The organism is Vreelandella hamiltonii, assembly GCF_014651775.1.
In the GTDB taxonomy this organism is placed as follows: Bacteria; Pseudomonadota; Gammaproteobacteria; order Pseudomonadales; family Halomonadaceae; genus Vreelandella; species Vreelandella hamiltonii.
Window position 1 is genome coordinate 160,156 of sequence record NZ_BMXN01000006.1, and the last position, 22,352, is coordinate 182,507.

Sequence of the window (22,352 nt, forward strand, 5' to 3'; positions counted from 1 at the left end):
TGGATAGTAACCTGATTGGGTAGTCACTTGCCTGGATAGTAAAAGCCTGTCGTAACAAGGCATTGCTGTCCAGGGTCGGTACAGTATAGCCCTGCTGCGACAGGCGAGGCCAGCGGCTTACGTGACCCGGCTAGGCTGCGGCTGGGGTGCGGTGTCTTCCTTGAAGCGATGCCACTGGCGCGGATGCGCAAACAGCCGCTGGCCGCGCTGCAGGTTCAGCCGTTCGAAGTCGGCATGACGCACGGTGGCCAGCCAGGGCTTGGCAAGCCAGTCCGCCTCCAGCTCGACCCGTACTTCGGCCCCCACAGGGGAAAGCGCGGTGACCGTGACAGGCAGGTGGCTTTCCGGGCTGGGTGCTTCCGCCAGGCGCACTTCGTGGGGGCGCAACAGCAGCTCTTCGTCACCGTCTGGCAGGTCTACCTGCAGGCGCGCATCTCCGCAGGTCAGCACACCTTGCTGCACGCTGCCCTCCAGGTGGTTCACGTCACCGAGGAATTCGAACACAAAGCGGTTCTTCGGCGAGCGGTAGAGGGTTTCCGGCGTGTCGATCTGTTCGATACGGCCGTTGCTCATCACCACGACGCGATCCGAAAGCTCCAGCGCCTCTTCCTGGTCGTGGGTCACGAATACGCTGGTGAAGTTCAGCTCATCATGAAGGCGACGCAGCCAGCGGCGAAGGTCCTGACGTACCTTGGCGTCCAGCGCGCCGAAGGGCTCGTCCAGCAGCAGCACGTCGGGTTCTACGGCCAGTGCCCTGGCCAGCGACACACGCTGCTGCTGGCCGCCCGAGAGCTGCGCAGGCAGGCGGTTGGCCAAATGCTGGAGCTGAACCATTTCCAGCAGCCGAAATACTCGTGCACGAATCTCGCCGCTGGAGGGGCGACGCTTGCGCGGCATCACGGTCAGGCCAAAGGCCACGTTGTCGTAGACGCTCATATGGCGAAACAGCGCATAGTGCTGAAACACAAAACCGATGCGCCGGTCACGCACGTGCACATGGGTGACATCGCGATCGCCAAACAGAATTTTACCGGGCGTTGGCGTGCGGTCAGCGCTCTCCAGACCTGCAATGATACGCAGCAGGGTCGTCTTGCCCGACCCGGAGGGGCCCAGCAAGCCGACCAGCTCGCCCTCATGAATGTCCAGGTCGATGGGTTCGAGGGCCTGGGTATTGGCAAAATGCTTGGCAATATTCTCTAAGCGAATACTCATACGAGTGCCTCCCGGCGCGATGCGCGCCATTCCAGGCCTGCCTTGGCCGCAAGGGTTAACAGGGCAATCAGCGCCAGCAAGGCCGCGCTGGCAAATGCCCCCACGGCGTTGTAATCCTGATAGAGCTGTTCGAGGTGCAAGGGCAGCGTATTGGTCTGCCCGCGAATAGCCCCTGAGACCACGGAGACCGCGCCGAATTCACCTACCGCGCGAGCGTTGGTGAGGATGATGCCGTACAGCAGTGCCCAACGGATGTTGGGGAGCGTCACGCGCCAGAACGTGGTCCAGCCTGAGGCGCCTAGGGTCACGGCGGCTTCTTCTTCGCGGGAGCCCTGGGCCTGCATCAATGGAATCAGTTCCCGAGCGACGAAGGGGCAGGTGACGAAGATGGTGACCATCAGAATGCCGGGCCAGGCAAACATGAGCTGAATGTCATGGGTATCCAGCCAGCTGCCGATCCAGCCATTGCGGCCGTAGAGCAGCAGGTAGATCAAACCGGCCACGACGGGCGAAACGGCAAAGGGTATGTCGATCAGGGTTTGCAGAATGCGGCGGCCGGGGAAGCTGAAGCGGGTCACCAGCCAGGCCAGCGCGACGCCAAAGACCAGGCAGACCGGAATGGTCATCAGCGCGATGACCAGCGTCAGGCCGATGGCGTGCAGGGTGAAGGTATTGGTCACGTTGGCCCAGAACACCGCCACGCCCTGAGAAAAGGCCTGAGCAAAAATGGCGACCAGCGGCAGCAGCAGAAACAGCGCCGACAGCAGCAGGGCGCTGACGATCAGTACGCGCCGCACCAGCGGCGCATCCCCTACGCGATGCATTAGCCTTTTCCTCCATGCAAGCGGCGCACGAAGCGCCCCTGCCAGATGTTGATGACCAGCAGCAGTGCCAGCGACACGAAGAGGACCACCGAGGCGATGGCCGAAGCGCCTGCGTAGTCGTACTCCTGAAGCCGAACGAAGATCATCAATGCCGTGATCTCCGTTTCGTAGGGCATGTTGCCCGCGATGAAGATGATCGCCCCGAACTCGCCCAGAGAGCGCACGAACGCCAGCCCCGTACCGGTGACCAGCGCTGGCCACAGGTGGGGCATGATCACCCGGCGAAATGCTACGCTGTCGGTAGCACCCAGCGACATGGCGGCTTCATCGATCTCGGCGGGCAGGTCTTCGAGTACCGGCTGCACGGTGCGCACCACGAAAGGAATACTGGTAAAAGCCATGGCCAGGGCAATGCCGACCCAGGTATAGGCGACTTGAAAGCCTAACGGTTCGAGCAGGCGGCCCATCCAGCCATTGCCGGCATACAGGGTGGCCAAGGTGATGCCCGCCACCGCCGTGGGAAGGGCGAAGGGCAGGTCCATCAGCGCATCCAGCAGACGCTTGCCGGGGAACTCGTAGCGCACCAGCACCCAGGCCAGCAGCAGCCCGAAAACGGCGTTGACCAGCGCGGCCACGGCGGCAGCGCCAATGGTCACGGTGTAGCTGGCCACCACGCGGCCATCGGTGATGATGGCCCAGTACTGGCTGAGGCTGAGCCCCGCCAGTTGGCCAAACAACCCGGTGATGGGCAGCAGCAGTACCAGCGAGATAAACAGCACGCTGATACCCATGGAAAGGCCAAAACCCGGCAGCACGCGTGTGCTGCCGGATCGCCAGAATGCAAGTTGGCTCATGGGGCTCCGTTAGCGACGTTGCAGTTGATCGAGCAGTGCGCCGCCTTCGAAATGGGCTTCCATGGCTTCTTCCCAGCTACCAAACACGTCTTCGACCTGAAGCAGTTCGGTCTCGGGGAACTGGTCGGCAAACTCGGCCACCACGGTCTCGTTATGCACACGGTAGTTGAAGCCCGCCAGCAGGCGCTGAGCCTCTTCGCTGTAGAGGTACTCGAGGTAGCTCTGTGCCAGATCGCTGTTGCCGTTGCGCTCGGCGTTGGGGCCGACCACGGCGACCGGGAATTCGGCCAGGATGCTGACCGGCGGCACGATCACTTCATAATCGTCGCTGCCGTATTCGGTGCGGATATTGTTGACTTCGGACTCGAAGCTGATCAGCACATCGCCAATGCCGCGTTCGATGAAGCTGGTAGTGGCACCACGACCGCCGGTGTCAAATACCGCGACGTTGCGCAGGAAGGTGCGCATGAAGTCCTGAATCTGCTCGTCGTCACCGTCGAAAGCCTGATCGGCGAAGCCCCAGGCGGCCAAATAGGTGTAGCGGCCATTGCCGGAGGTTTTCGGGTTCGGGAAGACCATGCGGACGTCTTCCTGTACCAGGTCGTCCCAGCTCTCGATGCCCTTGGGGTTGCCCTTGCGCACCAGGAACGCGGTGGTGGAATAGTAGGGTGACGCATTGTTGTCGAACGCCTGCTGCCAATCTTCCGCGACCAGGCCTGCATCCGCCAGCGCTTGAACGTCGGTGACTTGATTATAGGTCACTACATCGGCGCGCAGACCCTGCAGAATGGCCCGTGCCTGAGCCGAGGAGCCGCCGTGAGACTGGCTGATGCCGATCTCTTCGCCGTGCTCTTCCTGCCACCAGGCTTGGAACTCAGGGTTGATGGCCGAAAAAAGCTCACGGGCGATATCGTAGGAAGAGTTGAGCAGCTCACGCTCCTGGGCCACGGCGCTGGTGGAGAGCGTCATGCCGGCAATGGCGGTGCCGACGGCAGCGGCGAGCAGGCTGCGGCGCAGTCCATTACGAAGCAGGCTGGTGCGAAGTAGAGTATGGCGTGTCATGGCAGGCTCCTGATAGCAGGGGGCGACATAGTCGCGATGGTGCTAAGGTTAAACCTGTCATTGTGGAATTACAATTGTGTTTTATATTCTATTTGTGAATATATGAGGAAGGTTAGGCAATGACGCATGCCTTTCATACCGCTCAAGGGCATCATCCTTGCGTGGGGCTGGGCGCAGCGCTCTGGTAAGATAGCGCAATACCGTTAATCCGCGCTAAGGACCCCATGATGAGCACTGCCCAGGATTTCTTGATTGCCCCTTCCATTTTGTCGGCCAACTTCGCCCGTTTGGGGGAAGAGGTAGACAACGTTCTGGCCGCCGGTGCGGACGTGGTGCACTTCGATGTCATGGACAACCACTACGTGCCCAACCTGACCATTGGCCCAATGGTCTGCAAGGCGCTGCGCCAGCACGGCGTGACCGCGCCCATCGATGTGCATCTGATGGTCAAGCCGGTGGATCGCATGATCAGTGATTTCATCGACGCGGGTGCGAGCTACATCACCTTTCACCCCGAAGCCTCCGAGCATATCGATCGCTCTTTGCAGCTGATCCGCGATGGCGGCTGCAAGGCCGGGCTGGTTTTCAACCCGGCAACGCCGCTTAGCTATCTCGATTACGTGATGGACAAAGTGGATATGGTGCTGCTGATGAGCGTCAACCCGGGCTTTGGTGGGCAATCGTTCATCCCGACGACCCTCGACAAGCTGCGCGAGGCGCGGGCAAGGATCGATGCTTCGGGCTTGCCAATCCGCCTGGAGATCGATGGGGGCGTCAAGGTGGATAACATCGCCGAGATTGCCGCTGCCGGTGCCGATACGTTCGTGGCTGGCTCGGCCATTTTCAATGCGCACCAGGCCAGCGACCCCCACGGATACGATAGCGTCATTCAGCAGATGCGAGCTGCGCTGGCCAGCGTCCGCTGATCGAGGCGGGCGCTCAATGCAGCTTCATGCGTGGCTTGAGGTAGCGGTTCAGTTTGTCTACCAGCCAGGCAAGACCCGTCTTTGGCGCGCCATGTATCGACAGCTGATGCATACGATACAAGGAAGCATACGCCTGGCGCGCCAGCCAGCCCTCCAGAAACAGCCCGCGAGAAGCGGAGCTGCGCATCAGGTTGCCCACCGCATCGTAGCGTGCCAGCGATACCAGTGAGCCGTGGTCACGGTAGTGAAACGCGGCCAGGGGTTTCTGTTCCAGGCAGTTGATCAGGTTCTTCGCCAGTACCTTGGCTTGCTGATGGGCGGCCTGGGCGCGGGGCGGCACGGTGGCATCCTCGCCTTGTGGGCAGCTGGCGCAGTCGCCCAGGGCAAAAATGGCAGGGTCATCGACGCTTTGCAGGGTTTGGTGCACGGCGACCTGATGGCGCTTGTTGGTAGTGAGCCCCAGCTCGCTGAGGAACTCGGGCGCCTTGATGCCCGCGGCCCAGACGTTCAGGTCGGTATCGATGACTTCGCCATCATTGGTGACCAGATGATACTCCTTCGCCTCCTGAATGGCCGTGTTGACGTGCACGGTGACGCCAAGGCTTTCCAGCTCCTGCTGTACAGTGCCGCTGATGCGTTCGGACAAACCTGGCAGCAGGCGCGGCGCGGCCTCGATCAAGTGTACGCTGATGGATTGGTGGTCCACCGCCGTCACCCCGTAGGCGTTCAACAGACGTGAGGCATCCAGCAGCTCCGCCGACAGCTCTACCCCTGTGGCGCCACCACCGACGATACCGATGGTGAGCTGGGTATGTTGGCGCAGCGATGGGTCGGTGTAACGCAGGAAGGTGTTGATCATGTCCCGCTGGAACGCCTTGGCCTGCTGGGGCGAATCGATGAAGTGGCAATGCTCGGCCACGCCCTGAGTGCCAAAGTCGTTGGAAACGCTGCCCAGTGCCAGCACCAGGTAGTCATAGGTGATCTGCCGAGCGGGCAGCACTTCTTCGCCCTCTTCATCGACGATGGCCGCCAGGTGAATCACCTTCTGTTCACGATCCAGCCCGCTCAATGAGCCCCGCTGGTAGCGGTAGTGATGGGCGGTGGAGTGGCCACGATAGTCCACTTCGTCCATGCTGGAGTTCAACACGCCGGTAGCCAGCTCATGGAGCAGCGGTTTCCAGACATGGGTGGCGTTACGGTCCAGCAGCACGATCTCGGCGCGTTTTTTCTTGCCCAGCGTGTGCCCCAGCTTGGTGGCGAGGGCCAGGCCTCCGGCGCCGCCGCCCACAATCACGATTCGGGGAGTGGCCATTACTCTCTCCTTGGCTAATATAGCCTCAGCATAGAAGCTTCCACGCGGTATGGGTAATCGCAGGCCGATAAGGTGATAAAATTAATCGTGATTATGTCGTCCAGTGCCATGACCAGGGAGCCCGTGTGCATACCATTCTGCAGCAGAAGCAACTGATCGCCTTCGACCTCGATGGCACCTTGATCGATTCCGTGCCTGATCTGGCCGTAGCCGTACAGCAATCCATGCGGGAGATGGCGCTGCCGCTGCCGGATGAGCAGCAGGTGCGCCACTGGGTAGGCAACGGTGCACAGGTGTTGGTGGAGCGCGCACTCAGTTGGGCGACTTCGTCAGCGCCGGAGCCGGGGCTTGTCGAGGCTGCGCTGGCGGCGTTCATGCGCCATTATGCGGCGGCGCCCAACGCACGCACCGTGCTGTACCCGCACGTGGCGCAAGCGCTGCAGCAGCTGCATGACGCAGGCTTCACGCTGGCACTCATTACCAACAAGCCCGAACGCTTCATTGCGCCCATTCTGGAGCATTTCGAACTGCTGGCGCTATTTGCCCACTGCGTGGGTGGCGATTCGCTGCCTGAGAAAAAGCCTAGCCCCGCGCCGCTGCTACATATCGCACGTTTGTTGGACGTTGCGCCGAGTGCCTGCGTGATGGTCGGAGACTCACGCCACGATATCGAGGCGGGCAAGGCAGCGGGTTTTGCCACGGTGGCGCTGCCTTACGGCTACAATCACGGCGACCCTATCGAACAGAGCCAGCCGGAGGTGCTGATCGAGTCCTTGGCTGAGCTGATCGACTCTGACGCTTAGGCGTCAGTGATCGGCGCGGGCGCCCCCCAGCGCCTCGTGAAGCAGCTCGGCGTTATGCAGCAGCAGGGCAGGGTAATTGTAGGCAGGGCCATCGGCCTCGCTGAGCGTATCGGTGTAGAGCGGGCCTGCCAGGGCCAGGCCTGACTCTCTCGCCAAGGCGTCCATGTGAATGTCGGGCACCGTGCTTTCATAAAAGAGCGCGGGAGGGCGCTGCTCGGCGAGCTGTATGCTCATCGCCTCCATGGCCGATGCGCTGCCCTGGGTTTCGCTATTGATGCCCCAAATGGCGCTGTACTCGAACTCGTAAGCGCGTGCAAAGTAGCCCATCGAGGCCTCGCTGGTGATGAGGGTGCGGTTGGTCTGCGGGATGCCCTGCAGCCGCTCTCGTACCTGCTGGTCCAGGGCCAGTAAGGCTTCCCTGGCTTCAGCGGCGCGTTGCTGGAAGGCGTCGGCCTTGTGCGGGTAGTGCTCACTCAGCGTTTCGGCAATCACATCAAGGTAGGCGGCAGCGCCCTTGGGGTCCATCCACATATGCGGGTCGGGGTTGCCCTTGTACTGGCCCATGGGAATGGTCAGCGGTGACATGGCCGCGTTGTCCGCCAGGGCGGTCAAGGTTAGCGTGTCATCTGCCATGGCCTGTACATGGCGCAGCCAAGGCTCCAGCTCATAGCCGTTGTAGAACACGATATCGGCCTCTTCCAGTGCCAGCACGTTGGGAGGCGTCAACTCCCAGCGGTGAACATCCTCGCCGGGCGGCACGATGGTCACGATGCGCACGTCGCTACCTGCCACGCGTTTCACCAGGTCCTCGATGATCGAGAACGATGCAATCACGTTGATGGTGGCGGTCGCGAAGGCGGGAGGGGCTGCAAGCAGTGCCAAGAGTAACAGCGTGATCGTCCCTGGGAATCGCCTATCCATGTCACGCTCCTAACCCGTAAAAAAACAGCAGATCATAAAGAGTGTTGGGCAGTGTTGCCAGTGTCGGCCACTTCCTATGCAGGGTAGTCGATGAACGATGCCCCGCCTATTCGTCGAATGATTACCTCACTCTGATTTAACCTCTTTGCTGTATAAAAAACGATAACGCGAATTTGGCGCTCTGCTCCTGGCCTTTGCGAACGTGTTGTTGACAGGTCCCAGGCGTTTCAAACACCTCTGACACTGCATAGTGACCAGTGCTTCTTTATCCCTACGCTTGACGCCAATGGCCATTGTGTTCAAGTCCGAAACTGAAGAACGCCCTCTTGTGTAAAAACGAACCAAGGCGTTACTGCATTAGTCGCTGATTGCCTCTGCAAGGAGGCCTTGGGTTGGGTTATCACCCTGAGCAGAATAGCTTTATGAGTGTCACGGAGTAAGTGGAACAATGGCGCAGTCGGAACCGTCAGTGCCTGTGCTGGTGATCTCTCGCTGCCGCCGGAGTCTGCTGAACCCATCTGGCAGCGCATATTGCTCTCCCGTCGGCAGTTCGCGTTGCTGTGCTTTGCGACACTGGAACGCGACACCGCGCTGGTGTAGCAACTCCTCCCCTCTGAACGCTGCCAGGTTAAGCGCCTGTCCCGGATGCTCAGCAGCACCGCTGCTACCTTGCGCAGGGGGGCAGGAAATTTGCTTATAGTCCGGTGTATATTGCGCGACTCGTCGGTATCAATCATGGCGGCCTGCGTGGCGTCAGCCATCCAATACGACGGCAGCATGGTATCGGCGTTGATTGAGGTCTATGTGGCGACCACGGTCATTACCCTTGGCAGTGACCCGCCACGAAACGGCGAGGCGTGCTCCATCGCACCCGTGGCGCGCAGCCTGTATGGTTTGTAAAGAGATCAAGTGTTGCAGTGTTCAGAATGATTAGAAATAAGCACCTGCGTGCCGAGATCAATCAGGTTGGTGGCGAGCGTGCATCCGCAATGACTGGCACCTATGTTCGAAACAGGTATGTGCTTGGAGTCTTTTCGCAAAGCGATGCATCGCAAGCACGATGTATACCATCTTAACGACGCAGCATAGAAGCTGCCGCCGCCACCATGATCGTTGCCGCCCCGCGGAACAGATGTTGCTGCGCGCGCGGGCTGGACAGCAGGTGCCGCATACGCACAGCCGTCACAATGAACAGCGCGCCAACGCTCAGTAATACCAGAACGGTTAGCGGCACCAACATCATTACCCAAGTTTGTAACGAGACCGCCTCTAAGTTGATGACCAATGGAAGGATCGCCAGGTAAAAAGCGATGGTCTTCGGGTTGCCCAGCGTTATGGTCAGTCCAGACAATGCCGCCGACAACAGTTCCCGTTTCTTCGCTGACTTGCCCTCTTCTATCGTTTGATGATTGGTGAACCAGAACTGCCAGGCCAGGTAGCACAGATACAATGCCGCCCCCCAGCGAACCACCTCGAACAGTGCGTTGAAGTGTTCCACGACCATCGCCAGCCCAAAGACCGCGAAAGACAAATAGATCAGGTCACCAACTATCAAGCCGAGCAGCAGGCAAAAACCCGGCAAGGTACCGCCACTGACGCTACGGGCGACGAGAGCGGCCAAGCCAGGGCCGGGGATGGCAGCGGCAATCCCTAGTGCCATCGAATAGGAAAATATTTGCGTTACATCGAGCATGTCTCGGTCCTGATGAAGTGGTTATTTTGTCAACAGCGTGTAGAGCGCCACCGTCTGATGGCCTCGCGGGAAAAAACCAAGTCCTGCACCGCCAGTCCAACCGACTTGAAGATGCTCAAGCGCTGTTCATGCAGTGGTGTGAGACCGGCATGCAGGTTACCGATTTCTGTGCCGACCTTTTGCGAGGGCAACAGGCCTTTCTGGACAGCCTTGATCACGCACTCGGCTGAGGCAAGTACCGAACGATTGCAGTCCGTGAACAAGGCGCTGTGTTCATACACATCTTCGTGCAACTCTTGAAAACCGAGAGCAGAAGAGCCAATGGCGTTGATATGGCAGCGTGCGGGCACTGCGGCCCGGCTCAGAATAGGCGAGCGCGCGGCTGTGGTGGTACATATGATGTCGCTGCCATGCACTGCCTCGGTTACTGTTGGGTGGGTTGAGATCGGGAAGTTGCAGAAGCGCTGGCTCCAGGCGGCAAACTCTTGCCGGGCTGTTTCGGTGCGCCCCCATATGGAAAGCTGTTTGACCGGTCTGACGGCCTGCATTGCCATGAGATGGGCGCGGGCCTGTAGGCCTGTACCCAGAATGGCCAGGCGGCTTGCATTGGGCGCGGCAAGTAGGTCTGTTGCGTATGCCGAAGCTGCAGCCGTGCGGATTTCGGTGATCGCCCCTGCATCGACCGCAACGACTGGGGATGTCCCGGCCTCGTCATAGATCAAGACGCTCCCCGTATGAGACGGACCAAGCTTCTTGGCCCCAAGCCTGACCACCACCGATTTCAAGCCAAAGCCTTTGTAGGGGCCGGACTTGATATAGGCTGGCATAACACCCATCAGATCGTTGTCGTTTCCACGGATGATTGTGCGTAGCGGCTGCTGTACCTGATTTGAGGAGTGCAGCCTGAATGCTTCCTCGCTGAGAATCAGGCCTAGTTGAAAGTCCAAGAGTTTCCTGACTGAGTGGCCATCCACGTGAAGCATAGTTCAAGCCTCGTCCGTCTGTTTGATCCCTAGAAATGCCTCCCACTTGAAGCGATGATCGACCTCCGTGATGGCGATGCTGTTCAGGATGGTCGACATGTGTTTCTGCGAAACGCCCAGAATCACGTCCAACATGTTTTGTTTGCTGAAACCGGCATGCAGGACAGCCTCAATTTCCTGTCTTTTCAAGCGGCCGCCGCAATGAATAACTTCCTGTGTGAAGTTGTACAAGGCCCGCAGCCGGTCATCAAGGTTATCTGGATCGTGCGCAGCAGCTTCGACCACACGGGCATCAACGCCTTTGGACAAAGCGATGAAGGCATGTGCCTGAACCGTGTAGGTGCAGTTATTTTCGACACCGCAGGTTATCCATACAACGGCCTTTTCTGCTTCGTCCAACGAGCTGTCGATGAACAGGTCGTGTGCTTGCTGGTAGGCTGCCAATAGTGCTGGTGATTCGGCCATATATGCACTCTGGTTGGGAATCCAGCCAAAGCTGTCGATTGAGTTTTGGAGTAACGCTTTGCTTTTCTCCGGTGCCGAATCGATTGTGTGTCGCTTCAAAATAGACATCATGACCTCGTTTGTGCATTGGTAGTTCAATTAAAGGGCAAGCTCCACGCTCAGCCTGAACGGGTCGGTTTCAGCGAGACGTGCACTCCAGTGCGTGTGAGTAAAGACAGACCAGAGCATTCGGATCGGACGGGTGTTGGAGATGAAATGCAAATCATGGATTTTGGCCGCCACCTCAGTGGTCAGAGCAACATCCACTTCGCTTCTGGCCGCCGCCGCAGCGGCGGCACTGGTGGAAAGTGTGAGAATCACGGAATCTATCTCAAGCCCCCGAGGTAGTAATTCTTCTATCAGGAGCCGCGGTGCCGGGTGGGTTGCGATGGTTGGCTTGCTGGTCGTCAGTGGCCCCTTGCTCGCTAGTCCGTACAAAGGGGTGTCGAAAACAAAGGTAGCGACTAGATTCAAGCGTGGCTCCATATAGAAGTTATGTATCTCTGGATAGGCGTTAGCCACGATCAGCACTGCTGGTGTTTCCTTCTCCATGGAGGAGCAGGCATTCTCATAGGAATCGTTAAGTTTGATCCGAACGCATGATTCGGGGTGTCGTTGCTCAAGCCATTTTGCAAAGAATCCGGCGGCGGCTTCACTGCTGGTTCCGCTGGGGCCTAGGGTGTGAATGATGACGTCGTGCCAGTCCCCAATACCTAGGTTCAGTAAGCTGTTGTCCATAGCCACAAGTCTCCAATGGAATCAGTTAAATATAGGGGTCAGCCAATGAGCGTATTTGGCATTCAGGCCTCTCACGCTCTCCAAGTAGAGTCTTCTGATTGCGGTACTAACTTTTCCGACGCCACTTTCTTGCAGCTTGTAGTGGTCGATTTGAGTTACTGGCACGATCTCGACGCCGGTGCCAGACAGAAAGCATTCTTCGACTGAGAACAACTCTGAAAAAGGAACATCCCTCTCGATAACCTCCATCCCCAGTTCATCTCTGGCCAGCTTGATGACGGTATCGCGTGTAATGCCCTCAAGAATGTGGGCACTCAAAGGCGGAGTAATGAGGTGGCCACCTTTGACGATGAAGACGTTGGAAGAGGTCGATTCGGCCAAGTTGCCATGCACATTCAGCATCAAAGCGTCATCGCACCCAATGCGCTGCGCCGATTCCATAGCTAGCGCCGAATTGGCGTAGCTGCCAGTGATTTTGGCCCGCGCGGGGAGTGACGAGTCGGGAATACGCCGCCAACTTGAAACGGCGCAATGGATGCCGTTTGCTGGCATGTAGGCTCCCATGTCAAGGGTGTTGATTGCCAGACCTGTGCTGACCCCAGCGAGCTTGACGCCGAAGCTGAATCCAGGAAGCAACGTTTTCTTGTAGGCCAAAGGTCTAATGTAGCTATCGGTTGATGCTTGGTTGCGTTGCAGCAGATCGAGAATGATTGCTCTCATCTCCGGGCGTGGCGGCAGGCCTTCCAACTGCAAAAATTTGGCCGAGTGCTCTAGTCGCTTAAGGTGGTCGTCCAGCCGGAAGACATTCAGTTGACCATTGCCGGAAGCATAGGCACGGATGCCTTCGAAAACGGCAGTGCCATAATTGAAGGCTTGGGTCGTTGTTGGGACTAGGGCTTCTGCAGCTGGCACTATCTCTCCATCTAGATATACCCAAGGGTGAGGTTTGCGCGGCACAGTCGAGACGGTGCCAAGCGAATCCGCCATGGTCAGGCCCTCCACGTTGCAATTTTCAATGCGGTTTCGCGCTCCTGGTTATCACTGCCTTGACGCTTGTCATGGAGTCTGGCGGCTTTCCAGCTAACCATTGCCGCAGTACCCGTCACGGCATCAGTCGAACCGACCGCGATGCGAACGCGAGTATTAAGCTTTTCCGCCATGGAGCTGGCAATGAACTGCAGGTTGTTCAGGGTAGCGCTGCTGCTCTCTAATTCCAGCGTGACGCTCAGTTGGTCGGCGCCTGCAACGGCCTCCACTAGGATATGGTAATCTAAGCAGCCTTTGAGATTCTCGAGCAGTGTGGCTTCGATGTCGTAGGCGCAGTGGGTGCTGCCATTGATTATCAAGGTGTCTCTGACCCGGCCGATAGGAATGATGTGCCACTGGCCCGTATTCAGCACTTGGGCTCTGACCATATCGCCAGTGCGATAGCGGATCAGTGGCTTCTGCCCTGGATAGAGGTGGGTGATGACCAGTTCGCCTGTCATTCTGTCGTCCTCGGGTTCCAAGACTTGCCCCGTCAGCGGATCTATCACTTCATAAACAATATTTAAGGGAACCGTGCAGAGGTTTCCTTGAATGTTGCTCACTGCAAGGATTGATGACTCCTGTGACGCATACATGCAGTTGTAGATGGTACTACCCCAAACCTCACCGATATTTCGCAGCAGGGCAGGCGTAGTGAGCTCGCCTAGGGTAAAAATCAGCTTCACGCCCAAGTGGGAAGGTTGGCAATCTCTTTGGAGCAGATGTTTGGCTAGGCTGATGGCAATGGCTGGTGTGCAGACTAGCGCGGTGATCTTCAGTTCCCTGATCAGCGTCACGGCCCGGTCCAGCCCTACAGTGGGTGAGCGCGGCCACATTTTCACGACAGTGTGGCCCAAGCTGCGACACACATCCTCGAAAGTATCTCCAGTCGAATGCAGTTCCGTAGGCCCCATTACACCGATAATATGCTGAGAACCGTGGGCGCGGAAAATCTCGCCATAACGGAGTATCAGCGGGCTGTTGTTGAAGATGGAGTCCTGCTCGTTGCGAGGACATGGGGTGGCTGCGCCAGTGGTGCCCGTAGTCTCATAGTAGATCCAGGCTTCAGTCAGCGGCGCAGCAGCCATCTCATGCCCGGCTGTGCGCAAATCACTCTTCGTAGTGAATGGCAATTTACGAAATGCATCCCAGTTCAGATCATCTATGTCTGAATCAGACATGGCGGACAGTGCAGTACGATAAAAAGGCGCATATTCCCTGACATAGCGAAGCGTGCTTTTAAGCCGCTCAAGTTGGATGCTGTTTAACTCGTCAGCGGAGACTTTGCCATTCTCAAATAGCTCGTGTTGATGATAAACAGTATGAGCCAGCTTCAGAAGATCAGGCTTGAATAAGGCGTACATTGAGGCCCCCTTGTTACTTGAATAGCGGAAGACTGCCAGTTAGCTTGGTGATCTTTTTTTTGGAGCCGACCAGTCCAATGGCGACCAGTTCAATGGAAGAGCTATCGGCTGCTGACATGCGCTCTTCGTACTCTTGATAGGTTCTACAGGATTGCGCCAGGGCACTGAACGGGATGTTGTGAATCTCATCCTCCTCCAGTGTTTTTACAAGTATTTCGCGCAGCTTTTCTTTGCTGGAGAGCAGTATTGGCAAGGGGGTGTAGATGACGCCGGGGTAATTCACGTTATCCTGACTTCGCATGTCTGGCCCTACCAGGTTTTCTACCGAGCGTCCCATGCTGACACCTATGACGCTAACAGCATTAGCCGCATGCCCTAGCCCCAGCTCCTTGTCGACTACGATGACGCACTTGTGGGTGGCTGCATCAAAATTCATTGGCTTCTCCTTTTTTAAAAATCAGCTCTGCACGAGTTTCCCGCTGACGCCAACCAGAGCGTTCAATAACCCAAAGAACCTTGTTGTGTCGCTGCCGAGCTCAATATCAACCACTTTCCAGTTGGCAATTTTCTTCCACTTTTGGACGCCCTGTTGATGATTGGGGTGGATTAAATATGCAGAAAGGTCTTCCTGGTTTTCAAATAGTCCCATTACAACGAAGTCCATGGCTTGTTCGCGTGGACTTATATTCCGGGCGCAAAGCCAACCACGTATTTCGCTAATATGTTTTGGATGTTCGCGAGTCGCTGCCTCTGCCTCGATGACCTCTTTGTCACACCACTGTAAAGAGCTATTAAGCTTAAAAGCCACTAGGTGGAAAATCATTTCTCATCCTCATGTCTCGCCTAGTAAACGCGATTATCTAATTTTCCGATCAACTTGGTATTTAAAATAAAGTGCTTAGCACTCAGTGCAGCATGGCAGTTATTTAGTCTTATGCAACTGGATTAAAATGTTAATTGATAGGGTCGGAAAAGTGCTTTCTATTCTTGTTGCAAGTCATATCAGGAATGGTAGGATTTACCAGAAATTCGCTGATGAGTGAAAAATATGACCGATCAAGCGTTAAGTCTGACAGATGTCAAAATTCTGACCGCGCTGCAGCAAGATGGCAGGATCACCAACCAAATGCTGGCCGATCAGATCGGCATGTCTGCATCTCCGTGCTGGCGTCGAGTGAAGCATTTGGAAGATCAAAACTACATTCAGGGCTACCGTGCAGTCTTGGATCGCCGAAAGATCGGGCTTGGGGTCATGGTTTTCATACGGATCAAAATCGACCGCCACAGTGAATCTGAGGCTAGGAAGTTCGAGCAGGAAGTCATGCAACTTGAGGATGTCGTTGCGTGCTACAGCATCGGTGGTGACGCCGATTTCCTGCTGCAGGTGGTGGCTTCTGACCTGGATTCATTCGCTGATTTTGCGATGTCCAGTGTTCGGCAGCTGCCTGGCATCAAGGAAATGCAGAGCATGTTCGTGCTCAAGGAAATTAAGCCTTTCGTCTCATTCCCGGTCAAACGTCTGCGAGCTGTTTGAAGAGGCCTGTGTCGCGCCTAGCCAAGAGTGGCTTGCAATCGCTCTCCATCAGGGGTGGCGCCGAGCAGCCGCATTCGGCTAGCTGATTCTCAGGCGGTTAAAGTCGGCGCTTCGAACTCGACGCTGAACAGATCACTGGTCTGGGCGCTCAGTGGATTGCTTTCGACGGGTAGCACGATGCCGCGAAACACCGCATTGACCTCGACTTTCACCTAGTTGGTCTGTGCTCAACGATCAGCGTCCTACGCCTTGGTTCCTTAATCAAGACCCATTTGGTGTCTGGTGTTTTATGGATGGTCTAATTGGCCTTGCATTGGCGCTGCATCCATACCGTTTCGATTGGTTTTGTCCGGGAGGTTAAGCCGGTTAGGCCTTCTCAGCTTTCTGATAGAGCAACATGACAACGGATCTTCTTGAGTTGACTATCTCAAGGTTAGATTTGCAGTGGGCGAGGGAGTACTTCGGTCCTATATATACTTTGTTGACCTCAAGGCTACTCAGACCGAGCGTAAAGGTGAAACCGAGCCCTTCATTATGTTCGTAAAGCACGGACATGCACAGGTGGGGGCAGGCGTGCTAATCAGCTGGTTATGTCATTGGGAGCACTCCGCTTGCCGCTCGGTGAGGGCCTGTGGGTACCGCAGAAGGGACATAGCCTGAGGAGAGTGCGATAATACGGATTGGCGGTTCTGTGGGCAAGTAGTGGACGAGGGGCCGAGGGGCTGTGTTATCATGAAAGCCTGAGGGTGCTTTGGGAGCCTTGGTGCCTGCACAGCTCTTATAATCAATTGAATGAATTTCGATCTGCCATGGCCCGTACCGCATCGGTCAATGTTGCTCAGCAGTGGTGGCGCTTCCAATAGGAAGCGGCGTATCGTTGCGGCCTCGCCCCGTACCTTGCCGTCGTACCGCTAGGCAAGGCTCTGTAGATAGCTTTCTGTCACGGCGGCTCCAGGACCCAAGGAGATTGCCGGATGACCTTGACCTCCCTCACTATTGCGCATCGTGCTGTTGCCGGTGCCCGCTAGAGTTTACTTGTCGCCCCTTTGCCACTTCAGCCCCTTGCTATGTACGTTGCAAGAGTATGGCGTGATGTGTTCTGTTTCAACCTGCCCTCAGGGGTGTCCGATGGCCCACGTTCCACTGAACTCCACGTTCGATGTGTATAATGGCGTGTATAACAGGCAGGCTTTCATGGCAAAATTCATCAGAAAATTAAAGGGTTGTCATGAATAAAGTCTTAATGGTCGATAATTACGATAGCTTCACCTTCAACATCGTCCAGTACCTGGGGGAGCTGAATGCCGAGGTGATGACCTACCGCAACGATGAGATCACCTTGGCGCAGATGGAAGCGCTGGCACCTACCCATCTGGTGATTTCGCCGGGGCCATGTACCCCGAATGAGGCGGGCGTCTCGCTGGCTGCCATCGAACACTTCGCGGGCCGACTGCCCATTCTGGGGGTTTGTCTGGGTCATCAGGCCATCGGGCAGGTATACGGTGGCAAGGTGGTGCGCGCTCCTCAGGTGATGCACGGCAAGACGTCTGCGGTGGTACATGGTGGAGCCGGGGTGTTTGACGGTCTGGAAAATCCGCTGGAAGTCACGCGCTACCACTCGCTGGTGGTCGACCAGCACCGCTTGCCCGACTGCCTGGAAGTCACCGCCTGGACCGCAGAGAGTGACGTGACGCCGGGGCTCATCATGGGGTTTCGTCACCGTACCCTGGACGTCGAGGGCGTGCAGTTTCATCCGGAGTCGATACTCACGCGCCAGGGCCATGCGTTATTGGCCAATTTCTTGCGACGCGGCTGATCGCCAAATTCATACGCTTTAGGGGCTTATCTGCTCATGCAAATGCGAGACGCAATTAACGCGGTGATGCGCCGCGAAGACCTCTCTTTCGATGCCATGCACGCGTTGATGCGCCAGATCATGACCGGCGAGGCCTCCGATGCACAAATTGGCGGCTTGTTGGTAGGGCTGGCCATGAAGGGTGAGAGCGCCGAGGAGATCAGCGCCGCCGCCCAGGTGATGCGCGACCTGATGAAGCGCGTCACGCTGCATGCTGATAACGTGGTGGATATCGTCGGCACCGGTGGTGATGGCGCCAATCTGTTCAATGTCTCCACGGCGGCCAGTTTTGTGGCGGCGGCAGCCGGTGCCCATGTGGCCAAGCACGGTAATCGCAGCGTTTCCTCGTCATCTGGCAGTGCGGACCTGTTTGATATCGCGGGCATCTACCTTGATTTGAAGCCGGAACAAGTGGCGCGCTGTATCGAGCAGGTGGGGGTCGGCTTCATGTTTGCCCCCAACCACCATCCGGCCATGCGCTATGCGATTGGGCCGCGTCGTGAAATGGGCGTGCGCACGCTGTTCAATATTCTTGGCCCGTTGACCAACCCGGCCGGTGCGCCCAATCAGGTGCTGGGCGTGTATTCCGCCGAACTGGTGCCGCTGATGGCCGAAGTGCTACGCAAACTGGGCAGTCGCCACGTGATGGTCGTCCACTCCGATGATGGCCTGGACGAAATTTCCCTGGCAGCCCCCACCCAGGTGGCCGAGCTGAAAGAGGGTGAGATCACCCGCTACACCATTGCCCCCGAAGCGCTGGGCATCGAGCGCCAGAGCCTGGCGGCGCTGAAAGCCACCAGTGCCGAAGATAGCCTGCGGTTAGTAAAGGCATCCCTGAGTGGCGAAGGCGCCGCGGCAGATATCGTGGCCCTGAACGCCGGTGCCGCGCTCTACTGTGCCGGCATAGCCGACAGCTTGAAAGAGGGCGTGATGGTGGCCCAGGATGCGCAGGCCTCCAAATTGCCCCTCGAAAAGCTCAGAGAGCTTTCGCACTTCACCAGTGTTTTCAAAGGATGATCAACGCCATGACAGAGCAGGCTACTCCCACCATTCTCACGCGCATTCTGGCTCGCAAGGACCAGGAGGTCGCCGAGCGCGAGCAGGCGGTTTCCGAACAGGACCTGTTGGCACTGGCGGGTCAGCAGAGCGCGCCGCGCGGCTTCATCGAGGCGTTGAACCAGCGCATCCAGGTGGGTGATCCTGCGGTGATTGCCGAAGTGAAGAAGGCGTCCCCCTCCAAGGGAGTCATGCGCGAGAAGTTCCACCCTGCCGACATAGCCCGCAGCTATGCCCAGGGCGGCGCCGCTTGTCTGTCGGTGCTCACGGATGCCGACTTTTTTCAGGGCCACGAAGATTATCTGATCGCCGCGCGGGATGCCTGCGAACTGCCGGTCATTCGCAAGGACTTCATTACCCACGGCTATCAGGTGACGGAAGCGCGAGCCATTGGCGCAGACTGTATCCTGCTGATCGTGGCGGCGCTGGACGATGCGAAGCTTCGGGACCTGCATCAGCAGGCCAACGCCATGGGCATGGACGTGCTGGTCGAAGTGCACGATGCCGATGAACTCGAGCGTGCTCTGGCGCTGAATCTCAAGCTGGTCGGCATCAATAACCGCAACCTGCATACCTTCGATACCCGCCTGGATACCACACTGGACCTGCTGACGCGCATTCCGCACAGCGTCACCGTGATCACCGAATCGGGGATTCATACCCGTGACGATGTGGAGCGCATGCGTGATCACGACGTCAACGGTTTTCTGGTAGGGGAAGCCTTCATGCGTGAAGAGGACCCGGGCCTTGCATTGAAGCGTCTGTTTTTCTGATCCTGGGGGTCGAAAAAGCGCTGCGGAAAGCGGTTTTCAGGAGAGCTGCCGATGTTTCAGCGTCGCCTGCTGGTGGCACTGTTGGTGTTGATCATGCTGACCCTCGCTCAGGGCGGCGTGGCCGTGTGGGCCATCGACGGCGCTCGGCAGAAGGTAGAGCTGGGCAGGCTTTCCAGTGACCTTCACGCGGGTTTTCTGGCGTTTTCCGACAGCAAGAACCAGCTGCGTACCTGGCTGGCCAACGCTCAACAGGGCGGCCAGCCAGCCGACGTGCAAGAGCGCGATTTCATTCTTCACGAGATGCACACCCATCTTGAACGTTTGCATGTCAACAGCGACCGCCTGGCGGCCAGGATGCAGCCCTCCAGTGAGCTGACGGCTGCGCTGGTCGAGGAGCGCCAGGCGGCGCTGGCGACCTTTGATAAACTGTTGCCATGCTGCTGACGCGTTTACATGGAGGTACGCTCAGCCTGAGGGCCGCCCCTGAAGGCGGCTGTGAGGCGCTGCTGCAGCTGCCGGTGCACGCCCAGGCGGGCCCCGCGCTGAGCGTCATGAGGTAATCAGGATGCACATAGTCGTCATCGAAGATGACCCCAGGATTCGCGATTTCTTGAGCAGAGGCCTGACGGCCGAAGGCTACCAGGTGGAGGCTTTCAGTGAAGGGCAGGTGGCGCTGCTGCACCTCGTGCAGTGTGCACGGGAGCCCGATCGGCAGCCGGTGGTGATTCTGGATCGGCTGCTGCCGGACATCACCGGCACCGATATCTGTCGCAGCTTGCGCACGGCGGGGGTGGCGTTCCCCATTCTGATGCTGACCGCGCTGGACAGCATTGAGGATCGTGTCTCGGGCCTGGAGTCCGGGGCCGACGACTATCTGGTCAAGCCGTTTGCCTTCGAGGAGCTGCTGGCGCGCATTGCCGCCCTGCAGCGCCGTTCCTGGGGCCACCCGGCCAGCCAGGAAGTGAACGAGCTGCGGGTGGGCGACCTGTGCCTGAATCGTGAGCAGCGTAGCGTGACCCGGGGCGGCCAGCGGATCGAGCTGACACCCAAGGAGCTGGCGATCCTCGAACTGCTGATGAGTACGCCCGGCAAGCTGTACAGCCGAGAGCGCATCCTGGCCAGTGTCTGGGGTGCCCACGAAGACCCGCTGACCAATATCGTCAATGTCTATATCCGGCGGCTGCGTAGTAAACTGGACGTACATGGTGCCGGGGAGTCATTGATCACGACCCAGCGCGGTTTTGGCTACCGTCTGGACCCCGCGCCCTCCCCGTGACGGGGCGGTTATCGAACATCGCGAAAAACCTCGTACTTCTAGTGCGAGGATGGATAGCGAGGGGCGCGAGAGCGCCCCTAGTCCGGCCTCGATTATTGCTCAATATACTGCTTGACCATGCTCAGGGGGGGCGCCTCCGACACTTCCCGCAAAGTAGCTTGGACTCCACAGCGAGTTCTTCCGGTAGGCGGGCTGCACCGGTTCAGGGTGTAGTAACTTCATCCGCCGGCTGGATACCCCCTTCAAACTATTCACCAGCTTGGATACCGCCACTTTGGGTGGAAAGTTGACAAGCAAATGGACGTGATCGGTTTCACCGTTGAACTCCTGTAGCTCCGCCTCGAAGTCCCGACACACTCGGTCGAAAAGCAATTCGAGGGAGTTGAGATGCGCGCCGGTGAACACCTTGCCCCGATACCTGGTGACAAATACCAAATGGGCATGGAGTTTAAAAAGGCAGTGTCTTCCTGTTCTGATAGCTTGTTTGGTTTCCATAGACCAAGTATATTCGAAGCCATGAAGCAGACCAAGACCCTCAAGGTTCGAGTGAAGGACAAACACGCCGCCGAGCTTAACCGCATGGCCCGCAGCGTGAATTTTGTTTGGAACTACCTCAACGAACTGTCTTCCCGAGCCATTCGGGAGAAAGGTCTGTTTCTGTCTGCCTACGACATGCACCCCTATACCAAGGGTGCTGGCAAGGACCTCGGCCTGCACAGCCAAACGCTGCAATGCATCGCTGCTGAATACGTTGCCCGCCGCAAGCAGTTCAAAAAGCCCCGCTTGAATTGGCGCAAGTCCGGCGGTGTACGCCGCTCACTTGGCTGGATTCCGGTCAATACCGGCGCGGCCAAGTGGAAGAACGGGCAGGTATTTCACAACGGCACCTACTTCAAGGTGTGGGATAGCTACGGCCTGTCGACATACAAGTTCCGTGCCGGCAGTTTCAACGAAGATAGCCGGGGCCGGTGGTATTTCAATGTTGCGGTCGAGGTGGACGTGCAGCCGACGCTTGGGCAGGGCGCCGTTGGCATCGACCTTGGGCTCAAGGATGTGGCCACCTGTAGCGATGGAGGAAGGCTGGAAAACAGCCGCTTCTACCGCCGCATGGAAGACCAGTTGGCGACAGCCCAACGTGCCCGCAACAAGCGGCGGGTAAAAGCTATTCACGCCAAGATCAAGAACCGTCGCCAGGACGCGCAGCACAAGTTTTCCCGGAAACTCGTCAACCAGTACGGCGAAATCGTCGTGGGCGATGTTTCCTCAACCAGGCTCGCGAAGACCAGGATGGCCAAAAGCGTCTACGACGCTGGCTGGTCACAACTGAAAACGATGCTGGAATATAAATGCGCTCACGCAGGCATCGTCTTCAGGGTCGTTCGCGAAACCAACACCACCCGCGCCTGTTCGTCGTGCGGCTCGCTTAGCGGGCCGCAGGGCGTCAACGGGTTGCGAGTAAGGGTCTGGGAGTGCGTGGAGTGTGGTGTACTCCACGACCGGGACGTGAATGCGGCCCGGAATATCCTCAGCCTCGGGGCAGGACGTTGCCCTCAAGAAGTTGGAATCCCCGTCCTTTAGGGCGGGGAGGACGTCAACAGCAGGAAGAGAGCTAACGGATTAGCGGCAACCGCCGGAA

At 57.8% G+C, this 22,352-nt stretch carries 25 protein-coding genes and 1 pseudogene; 10 read left to right on the plus strand and 16 right to left on the minus strand.

What is annotated here, in order from left to right:
* Positions 1-117: 117 nt before the first annotated feature.
* From IE091_RS07735 to cysP, 4 genes are read right to left on the minus strand one after another with little or no spacing between them, the layout of a single operon-like run.
* Positions 118-1,212 (minus strand): sulfate/molybdate ABC transporter ATP-binding protein, encoded by a 1,095-nt coding sequence (locus IE091_RS07735; RefSeq protein WP_039181007.1) that lies wholly within the window; start codon positions 1,210-1,212, stop codon positions 118-120.
* Entirely contained in the window at positions 1,209-2,036 is an 828-nt protein-coding gene (gene cysW / locus IE091_RS07740; protein ID WP_016914400.1) for a sulfate ABC transporter permease subunit CysW, read from the minus strand. Before cysW ends, IE091_RS07735 begins: the two co-directional genes overlap by 4 nt.
* Positions 2,036-2,890 carry a sulfate ABC transporter permease subunit CysT gene (gene cysT, locus IE091_RS07745; RefSeq protein WP_081137609.1) on the minus strand — a complete coding sequence of 285 codons (855 nt, stop codon included), beginning with the start codon at positions 2,888-2,890 and terminating at the stop codon, positions 2,036-2,038. The genes cysW and cysT overlap by 1 nt, the downstream gene beginning before the upstream one ends.
* Positions 2,891-2,899: 9 nt before the next feature.
* Positions 2,900-3,952 carry a thiosulfate ABC transporter substrate-binding protein CysP gene (gene cysP, locus IE091_RS07750; RefSeq protein ID WP_189463337.1) on the minus strand — a complete coding sequence of 351 codons (1,053 nt, stop codon included), beginning with the start codon at positions 3,950-3,952 and terminating at the stop codon, positions 2,900-2,902.
* A 227-nt stretch (positions 3,953-4,179) separates the two neighbouring features.
* Here cysP and rpe point away from each other — a divergent pair, with 227 nt between their 5' ends.
* A complete protein-coding gene (gene rpe, locus IE091_RS07755; protein ID WP_016914397.1) occupies positions 4,180-4,878 on the plus strand; it encodes a ribulose-phosphate 3-epimerase in 699 nt (232 codons plus the stop codon).
* Between the two features lie 13 nt (positions 4,879-4,891).
* Here the strand turns inward: rpe and IE091_RS07760 are convergent, their stop codons facing one another.
* The gene (locus IE091_RS07760) at positions 4,892-6,190 is read right to left on the minus strand and encodes an NAD(P)/FAD-dependent oxidoreductase (RefSeq protein ID WP_039180998.1); all 1,299 of its coding nucleotides are present in this window, start codon (positions 6,188-6,190) and stop codon (positions 4,892-4,894) included.
* 125 nt (positions 6,191-6,315) lie between these two features.
* On the opposite strand from IE091_RS07760, the gene IE091_RS07765 reads away from it, so the two are divergent.
* Positions 6,316-6,993, plus strand: a complete 678-nt coding sequence (locus IE091_RS07765) for a phosphoglycolate phosphatase (protein WP_189463338.1) — start codon at positions 6,316-6,318, stop codon at positions 6,991-6,993.
* Between the two features lie 3 nt (positions 6,994-6,996).
* Here IE091_RS07765 and IE091_RS07770 read toward each other — a convergent pair whose 3' ends face one another.
* Positions 6,997-7,914, minus strand: coding sequence for a metal ABC transporter solute-binding protein, Zn/Mn family (locus tag IE091_RS07770; RefSeq protein ID WP_189463339.1), 918 nt, complete (start codon positions 7,912-7,914; stop codon positions 6,997-6,999).
* 747 nt (positions 7,915-8,661) lie between these two features.
* Here IE091_RS07770 and IE091_RS07775 point away from each other — a divergent pair.
* Complete coding sequence (locus tag IE091_RS07775) at positions 8,662-8,814, plus strand: hypothetical protein (protein WP_156808482.1); 153 nt, start codon at positions 8,662-8,664, stop codon at positions 8,812-8,814.
* 172 nt (positions 8,815-8,986) lie between these two features.
* On the opposite strand, the gene IE091_RS07780 is transcribed toward IE091_RS07775, so the two are convergent.
* Genes IE091_RS07780 through IE091_RS07815 form a run of 8 tightly spaced genes read right to left on the minus strand, consistent with a single transcriptional unit; the run spans position 8,987 to position 15,045 of the window.
* The gene (locus tag IE091_RS07780; RefSeq protein ID WP_016914392.1) at positions 8,987-9,607 is read right to left on the minus strand and encodes a LysE family translocator; all 621 of its coding nucleotides are present in this window, start codon (positions 9,605-9,607) and stop codon (positions 8,987-8,989) included.
* Between the two features lie 29 nt (positions 9,608-9,636).
* The gene (locus IE091_RS07785) at positions 9,637-10,554 is read right to left on the minus strand and encodes an ornithine cyclodeaminase family protein (RefSeq protein WP_198517601.1); all 918 of its coding nucleotides are present in this window, start codon (positions 10,552-10,554) and stop codon (positions 9,637-9,639) included.
* Between the two features lie 39 nt (positions 10,555-10,593).
* Positions 10,594-11,163, minus strand: a complete 570-nt coding sequence (locus IE091_RS07790; RefSeq protein ID WP_016914390.1) for a carboxymuconolactone decarboxylase family protein — start codon at positions 11,161-11,163, stop codon at positions 10,594-10,596.
* Positions 11,164-11,193: 30 nt separating this feature from the next.
* Positions 11,194-11,832: a hypothetical protein gene (locus tag IE091_RS07795; RefSeq protein WP_016914389.1), complete on the minus strand. Its 639-nt coding sequence runs from the start codon at positions 11,830-11,832 to the stop codon at positions 11,194-11,196.
* Positions 11,833-11,853: 21 nt separating this feature from the next.
* Complete coding sequence (locus IE091_RS07800) at positions 11,854-12,819, minus strand: branched-chain amino acid transaminase (protein ID WP_050980294.1); 966 nt, start codon at positions 12,817-12,819, stop codon at positions 11,854-11,856.
* Positions 12,820-12,821: 2 nt separating this feature from the next.
* The gene (locus tag IE091_RS07805; protein ID WP_016914387.1) at positions 12,822-14,222 is read right to left on the minus strand and encodes a phenylacetate--CoA ligase family protein; all 1,401 of its coding nucleotides are present in this window, start codon (positions 14,220-14,222) and stop codon (positions 12,822-12,824) included.
* Positions 14,223-14,235: 13 nt separating this feature from the next.
* Positions 14,236-14,658: a DUF2000 domain-containing protein gene (locus IE091_RS07810; protein WP_016914386.1), complete on the minus strand. Its 423-nt coding sequence runs from the start codon at positions 14,656-14,658 to the stop codon at positions 14,236-14,238.
* Between the two features lie 21 nt (positions 14,659-14,679).
* On the minus strand, positions 14,680-15,045 hold the full coding sequence (locus tag IE091_RS07815) for a Dabb family protein (RefSeq protein ID WP_016914385.1): 366 nt from the start codon (positions 15,043-15,045) through the stop codon (positions 14,680-14,682).
* A 225-nt stretch (positions 15,046-15,270) separates the two neighbouring features.
* On the opposite strand from IE091_RS07815, the gene IE091_RS07820 reads away from it, so the two are divergent.
* Positions 15,271-15,756, plus strand: coding sequence for an Lrp/AsnC family transcriptional regulator (locus tag IE091_RS07820; protein WP_016914384.1), 486 nt, complete (start codon positions 15,271-15,273; stop codon positions 15,754-15,756).
* A gap of 89 nt (positions 15,757-15,845) precedes the next feature.
* On the opposite strand, the gene IE091_RS18575 is transcribed toward IE091_RS07820, so the two are convergent.
* On the minus strand, positions 15,846-15,968 hold the full coding sequence (locus IE091_RS18575) for a hypothetical protein (protein ID WP_016914383.1): 123 nt from the start codon (positions 15,966-15,968) through the stop codon (positions 15,846-15,848).
* A 1,016-nt stretch (positions 15,969-16,984) separates the two neighbouring features.
* Between IE091_RS18575 and IE091_RS07830 the strand changes: the two genes are divergently transcribed.
* From IE091_RS07830 to IE091_RS07850, 5 genes are all read left to right on the plus strand, one after another.
* Positions 16,985-17,572, plus strand: coding sequence for an anthranilate synthase component II (locus IE091_RS07830; RefSeq protein WP_040460858.1), 588 nt, complete (start codon positions 16,985-16,987; stop codon positions 17,570-17,572).
* A 36-nt stretch (positions 17,573-17,608) separates the two neighbouring features.
* Positions 17,609-18,628 (plus strand): anthranilate phosphoribosyltransferase, encoded by a 1,020-nt coding sequence (gene trpD, locus IE091_RS07835; protein ID WP_026001760.1) that lies wholly within the window; start codon positions 17,609-17,611, stop codon positions 18,626-18,628.
* An 8-nt stretch (positions 18,629-18,636) separates the two neighbouring features.
* Positions 18,637-19,440, plus strand: a complete 804-nt coding sequence (gene trpC, locus IE091_RS07840; protein ID WP_189463340.1) for an indole-3-glycerol phosphate synthase TrpC — start codon at positions 18,637-18,639, stop codon at positions 19,438-19,440.
* Positions 19,441-19,491: 51 nt separating this feature from the next.
* Complete coding sequence (locus IE091_RS07845) at positions 19,492-19,884, plus strand: hypothetical protein (protein ID WP_016914379.1); 393 nt, start codon at positions 19,492-19,494, stop codon at positions 19,882-19,884.
* 121 nt (positions 19,885-20,005) lie between these two features.
* Positions 20,006-20,716, plus strand: coding sequence for a response regulator transcription factor (locus tag IE091_RS07850; protein ID WP_016914377.1), 711 nt, complete (start codon positions 20,006-20,008; stop codon positions 20,714-20,716).
* 92 nt (positions 20,717-20,808) lie between these two features.
* Here the strand turns inward: IE091_RS07850 and tnpA are convergent.
* Positions 20,809-21,211, minus strand: a pseudogene (gene tnpA, locus IE091_RS07855) (IS200/IS605 family transposase).
* Between tnpA and IE091_RS07860 the strand changes: the two are divergent.
* Complete coding sequence (locus tag IE091_RS07860; RefSeq protein ID WP_229800783.1) at positions 21,104-22,294, plus strand: RNA-guided endonuclease InsQ/TnpB family protein; 1,191 nt, start codon at positions 21,104-21,106, stop codon at positions 22,292-22,294. The pseudogene tnpA and the gene IE091_RS07860 sit on opposite strands and share 108 nt — an antisense overlap.
* The last annotated feature ends 58 nt before the right edge of the window (positions 22,295-22,352 follow it).